Here is a 12,248-nt window from a genome sequence, read left to right as displayed (position 1 = left end):
GTCTCAAGTTATGAGTTCATTAGTAAATACACCGAATCCACCTTATTATGCAGTCATTTTTGTATCTAAAAGAACAAAAGGTGATAATGGTTATGGAAAGATGTCAGATAAAATGCTTGAACTAGCGAGTAAACAAATTGGATTTTTAGGTGTTGAAAGTGCACGTGATGAAGGACTAGGGATAACTGTATCATATTGGGATTCTCTTGAGTCTATTAAAAGTTGGAAGGAACATATGACTCATAAAATTGCTCAAGAACGTGGCAAAAAGGAATGGTATGAATCCTATTCATTAAGAGTATGTAAGGTCGAGAGGGATTCATTTTTTGAAATGTAGGGTGTTCTTGTAATGAATTTGCGTTTTATGATAAAGAACGTGATCAACCTTTAATAATTCTTTTTCAAACCGATAAATTAAGTAAGAGCATTTAAAGGGGAGAAAGAATTTGATCCTACAAGAATTAATAACCAATATAAACAAAAGTGTTGAAAGTTTAGAATTATCGATTGCAAGAAAGTATATTGAGGAAAACATTGAAATACTTAGAGAAAATAAAACGCTTTTGAATAGTAATGCTCGTGAATTATTAAAATTTATAGCAGAAAGAAGAAATGAAGGTTATGAACAATTAACAAGACGAGAATTGTTGGTTATTCAAGCAATAAATACAAGTGCAAATAAATTTGATTTGCGTGAGTTAAAAAAAATTATTGCTGATAATTCAATGCTATTAGTAAGAAAAGATGCATTAGACTTTTTGAATGCAGATGCAAAAGTGATTTTAGAAGGTATGAACGCCATTAATCAATCATGATGAATTTGTGAGCCATTTTATAATGGCTTTTTTTTATTCGTAATTGGATATAAAGACACTAATTCTTATTGTAAACATTGGAAAGTAGTACTTAAAAAAGTCCTTATATCAATGAAAAAAGTATTTTTAATGTAAAAAAATAAAATAACTGGAAAGTATTTGAATGAAAATGATAGTTATTATCAATACTATATAATAAAGAAAGGGTAACCATCTAGCGGTTACCCAGGTCTTTATTAAACTTCTGGAGCAAATGTTTTACAATCTGTTTCCTCAGTATTTGATGCTTTTTTCCCTTTATGACTTACAACATAAATAGCATCTGCACTACATTTGTTACCAGAAGCCCAGTATTTACAATTGTTAACTTCGCAAAGTACATCTTGTGCCATTGTTTAGACACCTCCTTTATTGTTATGATTAACATTAATAAGACGATTGATACTTAATTTTTGTGGTTGGATTAAATAAAAAACCTTATCGAACAATTCGATAAGGTTTTTACTATTACTTATTCAGCTGTTTTAAATGCAGCAATTTCTTCTTGTAGTTCGATTGCTAATCTCGCTAATTCTCCTACTGCTATGCTTGTTTGTTCTGTCATTTTAAGTTGTTCTTTCGTATCAGTTACTGTTGATTTTGTTGAATTGAATGAACTAGTTGCGATATTCGAAATTTCGTTAAATGATGCAGAGATTTCTTCAGTCGAAGCAGAAATCTGTTCAGATGTAGCAGAAACTTCTTGAATTTGTTTATTTACTTCAGTAATTGAATGTAATATTTTATTAAAGCTTTCACCAGTTTGTGTAATAGCTTCAAGACCTTTTAGTGTTTGTTTTTCTTCTAATTCCATTGCATTCATTAAAGTTGAAGTCTCACCTTGAATCGAAGATAGTATTTCTGAAATTTCACTTGTTGAGCGTTTTGAAGCTTCAGCTAACTTGCGTATTTCCTGAGCTACTACTGAGAAACCTTTTCCATATTCTCCAGCTCTTGCAGCTTCAATAGACGCATTTAAAGCAAGTAAGTTAGTTTGTTCAGAAATTCCTTTAATAACGTCTATAATTACATTAATTTCAGAAGATTTTTTGCCTAATTGTTGTACTAATTTTGAGTTATCTTTAACTGTGTCATGAATATTTTTCATTTCAGTAATACCTTGCTGGATGAACACATTTCCTTCATCAACATTCAGTGTAGCTTCAGTAGAAGATTCACTAGCTTCAGAAAGTTTTTCCGCAACATATTGAACACCTGATGCAATTTCCTCTGTCGCGATTGAAGATTCGTTCGTACTTGTCATTTGAACTTCTGCTCCAGCTGCCATTTGTTCCATAGAACTATTTACATTTGAAGTAATTTCACTTACTTGAGTAATAGTAAGCGCTAAATGCTCTGATGACTCAGCAAGTTTGTTTGAAGTTAAATTTAGTTTTGAAATTAATTGAATTAATGATTCGATCATTTGGTTAAAAGCTTTACCAAGTACACCGAACTCATCTTTTGATCTAATTTTCACTTTAGCCGTTAAATCACCATTACTTACTTTTTCTGTTACATGTAATAATTCGTTAATTGGTTTCATAATAATTCGGATGATGTAGAAACTAATTAATGCGCCAATTACTAAGAAAACTAATACAATAATGCCTGTAGTAAATAGAATTGGCATTGCTTCATCATTAATCTCTTTTTCTTCCATAGTACCCAATACTTTCCATCCAGTTAAGGAATTCGTATTGTATACCATGTATTTATTTTCACCTTTATAAGTATAATCAAATTTACCTTTAGCGTTCTTTTCAAGTCCAGCTGTTACATTTTTTGGTAATGAATCCCCGGCTTTAATAGTTGGATGAATAACAACTTTATTATTTGTATCAAGCATTGCTGGATATCCAGTTTTTCCGATTTTTACATTTAATACTAATTCTTTTAATTTATCTAATGTAATGTCAAAAGCAATCACGCCACTGCCATCTGGTAAAGCTTTTGCAATTGTCACAATGATTGATTTAGTAGCAGCATCCTCGTAAGGACTTGTAATGATAATTTCTCCATTACTGCCTTTTGCCTCTTTGTACCAATCCCTTGTTCTAGGATCGTATCCAGCAGGAAGTTCAACCTTTGGTGAAATATAAATATTCCCGTCTTCAGTTCCAACATAAGAAGTACTTACTTCCTCATGAGTATCAATTACATTCTGAAATTCAGTTAAAAGATTAGGTAAGTTTGCTTCTTTATAGCTCTCTTTATTAATTGTTTTAGATAATAATTCCATTAATCTATATTCACTGGAAATCGTACTAGAAATGTTATCATTAATTAAGGATACATTTTCTGATGCACTTCGTACTAGATTTTCTTTTACCTTGTTTTTAGCGCTAACAAAAGAAGAAACTCCAATTACTGCACTTGGTACGACAATAAGAATAGCTAAAAATAATAATAACTTTGTGCGAATTTTAATATTTATCATGTTTTCTCGTTCCTTTTCTCCGAAGTTGAATGTATAGCTGTTACCCTTATTTCGGATATTAAATTTAGAATTTTTACTTTTTTAGTTATTTTCCATAAAATAACATTTAAAAAGTCAAAAGAAATCAAAAAAATAATTCGTATGTGCTTTTTCTAAAGTAGTTTCAATAGTGGGATAAATTTTGTTTCTGGTGAGAGCGTTCATTTTATTTTATAAGGATATATAGTAGGAGAAAATCTGATCGATTAGGTTGTAGGTCTAGGAGTATTTCTTATGAACATTGTTTTGAAATTTATGTAATGTGATTTGGTAAATTAGCTCTAGCTTTTTTATTAAGCTATAGAAATCTTGATCCAATGTTTCTTTATGAGAAAGAATTTTGATGATGCTTTCTTTTTCTTTTTCAAGTGAAGAATAGTTCATACTTTTAAGCAAATTTTCATAATTTTTATTTACGGTCATATTTTTATCGTCCTCCAGACCTAGTTAATAACACAATTTCATATAATACACGCTAATTGTGGAAAAATCTTGTAAAAAACAAAAGTTCTATAATTAAAATTTTTCTAAATATTTAGCGCGGAAAAATTAGAATAATAATTGCTGATGGCCCTAAATAACTGTATTTTCAGGCAAATTTTGATAAGAATGGTGAAGCTTATTTTTAAAATAATGCTTTGTCGTTTAATTGAAAAGTAGAAAGAAGAGGATAAAATAAAGTAAATATAATGATGTATCCGTTTCCAAATATTTGGAAATTAGGATTGAATAGTATAGTCTTTTGTTTATTAAAATAGAGATTGAAGTCAAGTTATAATTATTCGAAAATTCTTATTAAAATTTTAGATATAATCGTAAAATAGTAAATAAGAAATAATCGGTCGAAAAATAAATATAAGTAAATTAAAAAGGGTAAGCAAAATTTCTATTAAAATTTTGCTTGCCCTTTAATTTGAATGTTTCTTCATACTTTTTAAGATGGCTGGTAGTATACAGTATTATTGGAATCTACTTTCAACTTGTTGACAAACTTCTTCTGCAGTTAGCCCGCTTGCTTCAATAACAGATCCTTGTGTTGAAACATTCTGCATGCCCATTACGTTTGAATCAAGACCTGTCACAACGCAGCAATCGCATCCATTTGCATCAGATTCCTGTTTTAATTCAATCACTTCATGACCTTTTTCACGTAATACTTGTTGTACATTTGTTAAAGATTGCTCTACTCCAATTTTCGCCATTAAAAACACCTCCTCAGAAATATAAGATTCACTTTTATTAGGAAAAATATTCTTAGAATAAAGATGTTTCATAATAGAAAAAGTAAAAATGGAGGTGTGTGAAATGGGAAAAACGAAAAAAGATCCTTCAAGAATTGGACTAGGATCATCGCATGTTCAAGGTCAAGGTACAACTACAAGTGAAACCGGTGTAGAAAAGTCATCTTCTCGAAAAAAACAAAAAAGAGATTAATACGAATTTGGATTTAAAAACCATCTGTAATCAGGTGGTTTTTTTTGTATGTAAGGTTTTGTACTTCAATTATACAAGGAATAAGGAATAGTAATGGAGAATTAGAAATTAGTCATTATAAATTGATTTAAAACTCAGTGATATCAGGAAAATTCTAATAAAGGGTGGAATCATTTGATACATATTGTTAATGGGGATGTAGTTGGAAGAAAACTAATTCATTTAGAAAAAGTAATTGTTTGGCGAGAGATGTATGACGTTGGCCCATTTAACTTAATGTGGTCAAACGAGGAGTTGTATCAACATAGAGCAAGTTTCTTCGAAAAAAAAATGAAGATACCATATTCGTTTTTTGTGAAGAATTGTAGGGATCAGTATAATCAATTAAAAGAATTATCACCTAAGGAAGAAGTCGTACTTTGGTTTGAGCATGACCGTTATGATCAAATCATAATGATTTATCTTATAAATGAGCTAACTTTATTAGGCTTCCAAGATATTTCGTTGGTAAGTATAGATCAGTATCCAGGTATTGAACCTTTTCATGGGCTAGGACAATTAACAACAAAACAATTAATGGATCTTTTACCTCATAAGAAGGCTGTAACTACCAAACAGATTGAAGAAGCAATTAAAGTATGGGAAGCTTATCAATCGAATAATCCTGAAGAATTGGAAAAGTGGATACAACATCAAAAACATGAACTTCCATTTCTCAAACAAGCAATGTTAGCAAATTTAAGTTATCTTCCTTCTTCAGAAAAAGGATTAAATGAAGTAGAACACATAGCATTATCAATTATTAGCGAAGGCAAGGTTCAGTTTAGTCATTTATTTAACAAGGTTTCTCGTTCCAGATTAAATGACGGAATTAGCGATTTTTATTTTGCTGCTTTATTAAATGAATTAATAGTTGGAAAATACCCTTTAATAACTGCAGATTCTAATTTACCTAATTATGAAAATCCAATCTCTACTGCAATGTTGGAAATAACACAAAATGGTTTAGATGTATTGAAAGGGAAAACCAGTCGATTCGATTGTATCGGAATGGATTGGTGGATTGGCGGAGTACATATAATTAGATGAAGATGTTACAATGTATACAATTTAAAAATCTGAAGTCACTGATAGAATGAGGTGAGGTCATGAGACCAGTTCTTTTAGGAATATTATCGGCATTTTTTTTCTCGATTACGTTTATTTTAAATCGGTCAATGGAATTATCAGGTGGAAGTTGGATCTGGAGCGCGTCTTTACGCTACTTTTTTATGATTCCATTTTTATTGGTTATTGTGTTCTTGCGAAAAAATAGTAAAGATTTATTTAAACATATGAAAAATCATTTAGGTAGTTGGATTTTATGGTCTTCAATTGGATTTGGATTATTTTATGCACCAATTTGCTTTGCTGCTGTCTATTCACCTGGTTGGTTAATTGCAAGCTCATGGCAAATTACAATTATATCGGGTTCACTTCTTGCACCATTATTCTTCATGACAATGAATACGCCTAACGGAATTAAGAAGATTAGAATGAAAATACCATTTAAAGGCTTAAGCATGTCATTACTAATATTAATAGGTATTATTATGATGCAAGTAGAATTAGCTACTGAACTATCGATAAAAACAGTTTTAATTGGGATCATACCAGTCATTATCGCTTCCTTTGCGTACCCACTAGGGAATCGTAAAATGATGGAACTTTGTAATGGGAAACTAGATGTTTATCAGAGAGTATTAGGTATGACCCTTGCTAGTCTACCAATTTGGATTGTTTTATCTATATACGGAATAGGTACGGAGGGGCTACCAAGTAGAGAGCAAACAATACAATCTTTAATAGTTTCTGTTTCCTCAGGAGTAATTGCCACTACTTTATTTTTCCAGGCAACAGAGCTTGTAAAGGGAGATATGCAAAAATTAGGAGCGGTTGAAGCAACTCAATCAATGGAAGTTTTATTTGCTGTAGCAGGAGAGATTGTTTTACTTTCTTCACCGATTCCTTCTATTATTTCATGGATCGGTATGTTGATTATTATGGCAGGAATGATCTTGCATAGTTATTTATCACAAAAAAACCATGTGGCACATCAAAGTAAGAAGACAGTAAATCTATAATGAAATAGAAGTTAAACAAGAAAATGTTACGATTACATTATTAAGAGACATTACTTTGAAGCAGTAGTGTCTCTTTAATGTCTTCCCAAAATTGAGATAGAAGGTGAATGTCATGAATATGGAAAATAAAAAAGCAAAAAACAATATTTTACTTGATGAACGAGAAAATATTGTCATCATAAATCCACCTGAAGATTTTAGCTTTAATGAGTGTTTAATTTTTTTAGACAGATCAAAAAATGAGGTTTTACATAGTGTAGTAGAGCATGCCTTCGTTAAATTAATTAAAATAAATAATGAAATAGTTTTAATAAGGGTTTATGAAGAAAAGGGAAATCTAATGATAGAACTCCAAAATCAATCATTTAATGAAGAAATAAAATTACAAGCAGCAAACTATATATGGGATTTATTTGATTTGGATCAGGATTTAGATCGTTTTTATGAACTTGCAAAACAGGATGATATGTTAGATTCATTGATTAAAAATTTTTATGGGCTACGTTTGATTGGCATACCAGACTTGTTTGAGGCGTTGTGTTGGGCTATTATGGGTCAGCAAATTAATTTAACTTTTGCGTATACATTGAAAAGAAGATTTGTAGAAAAATATGGCGAACAATTTAATTGGCACGATGAATTATTTTTTCTTTTTCCAACTCCAGAAGTCATTGCAAAGTTAGAAATCTCTGATTTAACAAGTCTTCAATTTACTCAAAGAAAAGCAGAGTACGTGATTGGAATTGCCAAATTAATGTCAGAAGGCAAACTATCAAAAGAAATCATAGTGAACAGTGGAAATTATGAAGATAAATGTAAACATTTAATCAGTATTCGTGGAATTGGTAATTGGACTGCTGACTATGTGTTAATGAAGTGTTTAAAAGAACCATCTGCTTTACCCATTGCTGACGTTGGAATTCATAATGCGTTAAAAATACAACTTGGGTTAAATAAAAAACCAACAATCGAAGAAATCAAAGAACTCGCTAAAAAATGGATCGGTTGGGAGGCTTATGTAACTTTTTATTTATGGAGATCTTTATATAGTTAAAAAATTTTATATGTATTTTAACTCAATAGATAAAGATAAATCATTCAAAAATGGGGAAATTTCTCTAGTAACACTTACATTCTTATTTTTTATTGTTAAAATAAGTGGAATAAGTATTTAATGGGGGAACATCATGAAGAACATGTTTATCATCATATTGATTGCAATCATTGGTATATCCGGATGTAGTCAAGAAAACAAGACAGCTCAAGCTACAGCAGGCGAACAAGTTACTGTTGAGCTAACAAAATGTATTGACGGTGACACTGCAACATTTACGAAAGTTGGAACAACTAGATTTCTATATATCGATACGCCTGAAAGTACTAGAACGGTTGAACCTTACGGCAAAGAAGCAGCAGCGTATACTTGTAAGCTTTTAAAAAATGCTAACGAGATTCAATTACAATATGATGGTCCAAAGAAGGATAAATATGATCGAACGCTTGCCTGGATTTGGATTGATGGTAAGTTATTACAAAGAGAAATGATTAAAAAAGGATTTGTAGAAAAGTTCTATGACTATGGCACATATTCTTATGAAGCTGAGCTAAGAGAATTACAAGCAAATGCAGAGAAACAAAAAGTTGGATTATGGAGCAATAAAACTGGAACAACACCTACATCTACTAACGATCAATTACAAAAATTTGCAAACTGCACTGATTTAAGAAAGGTGTACCCTAACGGGGTTCCTAAAAATCATGAAGCATATGAATCAAAGATGGACCGTGACCAAGATGGTTATGCTTGTGAAAGGTAGTAATTGATAAAAACGGGAGTAGACATTACGTATAAACCGTAATAAAGCAGATTCATTCTTAAATGAATCTGCTTTTTTTACCTTTTTTATGAAAAAGAAGCGAATACTAAAAAATCTTAATACTTTCTTCTGAAAATAAGTATCTTAAATATAGACATATTTTGATATCATTAAGCTAGGTGGAAAAATTATACAGTATTCAAAATTGGAGGATTGTGAAATGAAAATAAAAGGTTTCGGTGGAATATTTTGGAGAACACAAGACGCAAATACTTTGAAGAATTGGTATAAAGAGGTTTTAGGCATTTCAATGGGTGATTGGAATGGTACGATTGTAAAGCCAGATTCAGACAACGAAACAATATTTTCGTTATTTAAGCAAGAGAGCGAGTACTTTCCGAAAGATCAGTCAGTGATGTTAAACTTTCAAGTAGAGAATATAAAATTGTGGATTGAACATTTCAATAAAATTGGAGTAACACTTCTAAAAGAGCCTGAAGTAAGTGAGTATGGTACCTTTGTATGGATTGCAGATCCTGAAGGACGATGGATTGAAATTTGGGAGAAATAAAAAAAGAGGAAATGTTTTATATAAAAATAGTGTTTTGTTTGAGAGCTTGCAAGGAAAAACCAAAAAGGTACCGAATGTAAGTATTTAAAATAGATTTTTTAAAAGTTTCAGGTAGGAGCTAGATGTATGAAGATAAGTAATAAAAATGCAGAACACTATATTTGGGGAGACAATTGTGATGGCTGGCATCTTGTTAAAAATAATGATATTAGCATTATTCATGAGAGAATGCCACCAAATACATATGAAGTAAGGCATTATCATCATAAATCTAAGCAATTTTTCTTTGTATTAAAAGGGTTAGCAACAATAGAAGTAAATGGAGATATATTTGATTTATCACAAAATGAAGGAATTGAAGTAGCACCATTAATTCCGCATCAAATGTTTAATCATTCTGAAGAAGAAATTGAGTTTTTAGTCATATCGCAACCTACTAGTAAACATGATCGTGAAACGTTAAGTTAGGATAGTAGAACGTACATAATAAGTTTAGAACTAGAAAAATGTAGTTTGTTGAAACGTAATACTTATAAAAAAGGGGATTACATTTGGGAAATATTGATAAAAGAAATCGGTTAGATGAGGAAGTTTTTACATATCGAGTTACAAAAAATAATACTGTATTTATTGATTGGTGTGGAAAACCAGTTACGACATTAAAGGGGAAAGAGGCAGAGCGGATACTAAGTAAATTAAATTCGGCAGCCAATGAAAAAGAGATACAGCTAATTTTAGCAAAAGTTACAGGGAATTTTAAACGAGGTAATGAACGTAATTCAAAGAATAAAAAAGATGAATGAATGGAAGGATCGTAAAGATGATTCAGTATTTAAGGCAGTTATTTAGTAAAGAACCGACTGATAAACCGTCTCTTCCAATAAGGGATACTAGGACATTATCTAAAGTAGAAATTGAATATGTTGTTAATGAGCTTTCAAGTAAACAAAACAATTTTATGAATGAGATCAAGAGTGGAAACATGCTAGCAGATGAAGCTGAAATACAATTTCAACAATTAATTACGAATAGGTTAACAACTAATCTTACATACAGAATTCCATGTCTAGATATTGAGTTGGCATATTTAAATGCAATCCTTAAAGGGAAGAAGAATATACAAGTTCAATATCGTTTGTTTCATCAATTAAAAGAAAATGATACAACGGAATTAACGAATATGATTATGAATCAAGGATATTCATTTGTACCAACGGTAGGATATCTGAAAATAGGATAAAATGAAACAAGCCTGGTCAATTGAAAACAGGCTTGTTTTGTTTAATTTGCTTCATTTTCAAATTGATTAGCTTCATGACTATCTGATATCTTAGGTAAATCATTTACTTCATATGCAACTCTAATGCCTGACTCAATAGCTCCTTGTATCCAGCCCGGTGTTGTTGATGTATGATCTCCTGCAAAGTGGACGTTTCCTTGAGGTATTTGAATGTAAGGTGCAATTTCAGTCTGTTGATCTGGTTTGAAAATCGCAAAAGCACCACCAGAAAAAGGATTTTCAGCCCAGCTAAAACTTGTTCCAGTAAGATACTCATCATATATTTCTGGGCCATAGATATAGGCGAGATTTTCAAGTGAATCTGAAATTTTCTCTTCTTCAGTCAAGCTATCCCAAAGTGTTGCGTTGTCTTCCCAAGTATAGCTTGCTAATAACACACCGGGACCTTCTGTGCCAACAGATTGGCTAGGGAAATAAGCATAACGTACTGGTAAATCTGAAATCATTTTTCCACCCACGAATCCTTCTTTTTCCCAAAACCTTGTTCTAAATTGCAGTGCTATTTTTGTAGATGCTACATAGTGTAACTGTCTAATTGCTTTGTATTTGTTATATGAAAATAAATCATGTGGGGTAACTTCGACAAAGTTTAATAATGAAAATGGAATTGTAATAATTGCGAGGTCTGCTGTAGTTGTATAATGTTGAGATGTATTTGTATCAATCGTATGAATTGCCACCCCAGAATCAGTTTGCTCAATTCTTCTCATCTTTTGATTGAAGTAAATATTTTCTCTTAATTGTGGGAGAAAGGAAGCTGGAAGGTGATCGTTGCCTCCCATAATTTCATAAAATTTAAGTCCCTCTGTAAACAAAATCATAACTTCTCGAAGAAGAGCCGTAAATGAAAGTTCTGGAAACCCTTCAAGTCCAAGCATAACCTTAATCATATCGATTGCGCCAACAGATAATCTTCTACCAAATGGATTATATTTTAAATAATACTCCATAGAGAAACGATCAAATTCTTTAATGACGATATCCCAATTTTTTTTAGGATTTTTTGCGATAAAACTAGTTACTGGTTCCATAGCGTATTTGGCTAAATCATCTGCTGTTTTTCCTTTTTCACTTTCAGCAGTTGGAAACTCTAGTATGTCTGGATCTTCTTCATATTTAGATTGAATTGTACGAACGCCATTAACGTAAATAATGTCATTTGGGGTGCTATTTATGAATTCTTCAACTGGTAGGTTAAACTTTTTAATATATTCAAGAACTAGTAAATGAATTGAAGGAATCCTCATTGCACCAAGCTCAACATATTGCCCACTATAAAAAGATGCTCGATCGGTAAATATCCGTCCACCAACACGATTATTTGCTTCTAAAATAGTGACATTATGTCCTGCTTCTTTTAACAGAGAAGCAGTTACCAATCCAGAAATCCCAGCTCCGACAACGGTTATATTTTTAGGAACCAATGTTTTAGGTAATCCTGTTCGAATCGTTTGGAGCATTTGCTCCATAGTTAAAGGACTTTCCTGACTAACATCTGGCATATTGACTCCCCTTTGGAATTTAATCATATTGATAGCAGTTTATTCATTGCCAGAGGTAGATAGAAGTGAATATTTACTTATGTAATATATCTGAGCAATTACTTTACTTTCTATAAAGGAAGGGGAGTATCGTAACTTGAGTTGTCATCCTGAAATGAAAATCAACGC

16 protein-coding genes are annotated in these 12,248 nt (G+C 31.4%); 11 read left to right on the top strand and 5 right to left on the bottom strand.

All coding sequences use genetic code 11. The annotated features are described in order from the left end of the window. Positions 1-10: 10 nt before the first annotated feature. A complete protein-coding gene (locus ACX6U0_RS07230) occupies positions 11-337 on the top strand; it encodes an antibiotic biosynthesis monooxygenase family protein (protein ID WP_464959282.1) in 327 nt (108 codons plus the stop codon). Between the two features lie 109 nt (positions 338-446). Next, positions 447-815 (top strand): hypothetical protein, encoded by a 369-nt coding sequence (locus tag ACX6U0_RS07225; protein WP_464959281.1) that lies wholly within the window; start codon positions 447-449, stop codon positions 813-815. A 236-nt stretch (positions 816-1,051) separates the two neighbouring features. On the opposite strand, the gene ACX6U0_RS07220 is transcribed toward ACX6U0_RS07225, so the two are convergent. The 4 genes from ACX6U0_RS07220 to ACX6U0_RS07205 all read right to left on the bottom strand — a co-directional run bounded on the left by ACX6U0_RS07220 (position 1,052) and on the right by ACX6U0_RS07205 (position 4,535). After that, positions 1,052-1,207 (bottom strand): DUF1540 domain-containing protein, encoded by a 156-nt coding sequence (locus ACX6U0_RS07220; RefSeq protein WP_464959280.1) that lies wholly within the window; start codon positions 1,205-1,207, stop codon positions 1,052-1,054. A gap of 119 nt (positions 1,208-1,326) precedes the next feature. After that, complete coding sequence (locus tag ACX6U0_RS07215) at positions 1,327-3,294, bottom strand: methyl-accepting chemotaxis protein (protein WP_464959279.1); 1,968 nt, start codon at positions 3,292-3,294, stop codon at positions 1,327-1,329. Positions 3,295-3,552: 258 nt separating this feature from the next. Next, positions 3,553-3,756 (bottom strand): hypothetical protein, encoded by a 204-nt coding sequence (locus ACX6U0_RS07210; protein WP_464959278.1) that lies wholly within the window; start codon positions 3,754-3,756, stop codon positions 3,553-3,555. A gap of 536 nt (positions 3,757-4,292) precedes the next feature. Next, on the bottom strand, positions 4,293-4,535 hold the full coding sequence (locus tag ACX6U0_RS07205; protein ID WP_087999823.1) for a YkuS family protein: 243 nt from the start codon (positions 4,533-4,535) through the stop codon (positions 4,293-4,295). A gap of 103 nt (positions 4,536-4,638) precedes the next feature. Between ACX6U0_RS07205 and ACX6U0_RS07200 the strand changes: the two genes are divergently transcribed. From ACX6U0_RS07200 to ACX6U0_RS07160, 9 genes are all read left to right on the top strand, one after another. Further along, positions 4,639-4,767 (top strand): YuzL family protein, encoded by a 129-nt coding sequence (locus ACX6U0_RS07200; protein WP_087999824.1) that lies wholly within the window; start codon positions 4,639-4,641, stop codon positions 4,765-4,767. A 174-nt stretch (positions 4,768-4,941) separates the two neighbouring features. Further along, a complete protein-coding gene (locus tag ACX6U0_RS07195; protein WP_464959277.1) occupies positions 4,942-5,856 on the top strand; it encodes a DUF1835 domain-containing protein in 915 nt (304 codons plus the stop codon). Between the two features lie 59 nt (positions 5,857-5,915). Further along, positions 5,916-6,890 carry a DMT family transporter gene (locus ACX6U0_RS07190; protein WP_464959276.1) on the top strand — a complete coding sequence of 325 codons (975 nt, stop codon included), beginning with the start codon at positions 5,916-5,918 and terminating at the stop codon, positions 6,888-6,890. Positions 6,891-7,002: 112 nt separating this feature from the next. Beyond that, positions 7,003-7,944 (top strand): DNA-3-methyladenine glycosylase family protein, encoded by a 942-nt coding sequence (locus tag ACX6U0_RS07185; RefSeq protein WP_464959275.1) that lies wholly within the window; start codon positions 7,003-7,005, stop codon positions 7,942-7,944. Between the two features lie 133 nt (positions 7,945-8,077). Continuing rightward, positions 8,078-8,707 carry a thermonuclease family protein gene (locus tag ACX6U0_RS07180; protein ID WP_464959274.1) on the top strand — a complete coding sequence of 210 codons (630 nt, stop codon included), beginning with the start codon at positions 8,078-8,080 and terminating at the stop codon, positions 8,705-8,707. Between the two features lie 220 nt (positions 8,708-8,927). After that, positions 8,928-9,278: a VOC family protein gene (locus ACX6U0_RS07175; RefSeq protein ID WP_464959273.1), complete on the top strand. Its 351-nt coding sequence runs from the start codon at positions 8,928-8,930 to the stop codon at positions 9,276-9,278. 126 nt (positions 9,279-9,404) lie between these two features. After that, positions 9,405-9,746 carry a cupin domain-containing protein gene (locus tag ACX6U0_RS07170; protein ID WP_464959272.1) on the top strand — a complete coding sequence of 114 codons (342 nt, stop codon included), beginning with the start codon at positions 9,405-9,407 and terminating at the stop codon, positions 9,744-9,746. An 83-nt stretch (positions 9,747-9,829) separates the two neighbouring features. Then, entirely contained in the window at positions 9,830-10,081 is a 252-nt protein-coding gene (locus tag ACX6U0_RS07165) for a hypothetical protein (RefSeq protein WP_464959271.1), read from the top strand. Between the two features lie 17 nt (positions 10,082-10,098). Continuing rightward, positions 10,099-10,518, top strand: coding sequence for a hypothetical protein (locus ACX6U0_RS07160; RefSeq protein ID WP_464959270.1), 420 nt, complete (start codon positions 10,099-10,101; stop codon positions 10,516-10,518). Between the two features lie 41 nt (positions 10,519-10,559). Here the strand turns inward: ACX6U0_RS07160 and ACX6U0_RS07155 are convergent, their stop codons facing one another. Continuing rightward, positions 10,560-12,080: a flavin monoamine oxidase family protein gene (locus tag ACX6U0_RS07155; RefSeq protein WP_464959269.1), complete on the bottom strand. Its 1,521-nt coding sequence runs from the start codon at positions 12,078-12,080 to the stop codon at positions 10,560-10,562. Positions 12,081-12,248 lie beyond the last annotated feature (168 nt).

The sequence above is a fragment of the Gottfriedia sp. ABJ_BB2_2 genome, from assembly GCF_055484705.1.
The sequence above is the reverse complement of the archived record's forward strand: the minus strand, read 5'-3'. Positions and strand labels throughout refer to the sequence as shown.

Excerpts from the sequence above, each read along its gene's own strand:
- ACX6U0_RS07215 (WP_464959279.1), bottom strand. The coding sequence starts at position 3,294 with ATGATAAATATTAAAATTCGCACAAAGTTATTATTATTTTTAGCTATT.
- ACX6U0_RS07190 (WP_464959276.1), top strand. The coding sequence starts at position 5,916 with ATGAGACCAGTTCTTTTAGGAATATTATCGGCATTTTTTTTCTCGATT.
- ACX6U0_RS07160 (WP_464959270.1), top strand. The coding sequence starts at position 10,099 with ATGATTCAGTATTTAAGGCAGTTATTTAGTAAAGAACCGACTGATAAA.
- ACX6U0_RS07180 (WP_464959274.1), top strand. The coding sequence starts at position 8,078 with ATGAAGAACATGTTTATCATCATATTGATTGCAATCATTGGTATATCC.
- ACX6U0_RS07210 (WP_464959278.1), bottom strand. The coding sequence starts at position 3,756 with ATGACCGTAAATAAAAATTATGAAAATTTGCTTAAAAGTATGAACTAT.
- ACX6U0_RS07205 (WP_087999823.1), bottom strand. The coding sequence starts at position 4,535 with ATGGCGAAAATTGGAGTAGAGCAATCTTTAACAAATGTACAACAAGTA.
- ACX6U0_RS07230 (WP_464959282.1), top strand. The coding sequence starts at position 11 with ATGAGTTCATTAGTAAATACACCGAATCCACCTTATTATGCAGTCATT.
- ACX6U0_RS07185 (WP_464959275.1), top strand. The coding sequence starts at position 7,003 with ATGAATATGGAAAATAAAAAAGCAAAAAACAATATTTTACTTGATGAA.
- ACX6U0_RS07200 (WP_087999824.1), top strand. The coding sequence starts at position 4,639 with ATGGGAAAAACGAAAAAAGATCCTTCAAGAATTGGACTAGGATCATCG.
- ACX6U0_RS07155 (WP_464959269.1), bottom strand. The coding sequence starts at position 12,080 with ATGCCAGATGTTAGTCAGGAAAGTCCTTTAACTATGGAGCAAATGCTC.
- ACX6U0_RS07170 (WP_464959272.1), top strand. The coding sequence starts at position 9,405 with ATGAAGATAAGTAATAAAAATGCAGAACACTATATTTGGGGAGACAAT.
- ACX6U0_RS07175 (WP_464959273.1), top strand. The coding sequence starts at position 8,928 with ATGAAAATAAAAGGTTTCGGTGGAATATTTTGGAGAACACAAGACGCA.
- ACX6U0_RS07220 (WP_464959280.1), bottom strand. The coding sequence starts at position 1,207 with ATGGCACAAGATGTACTTTGCGAAGTTAACAATTGTAAATACTGGGCT.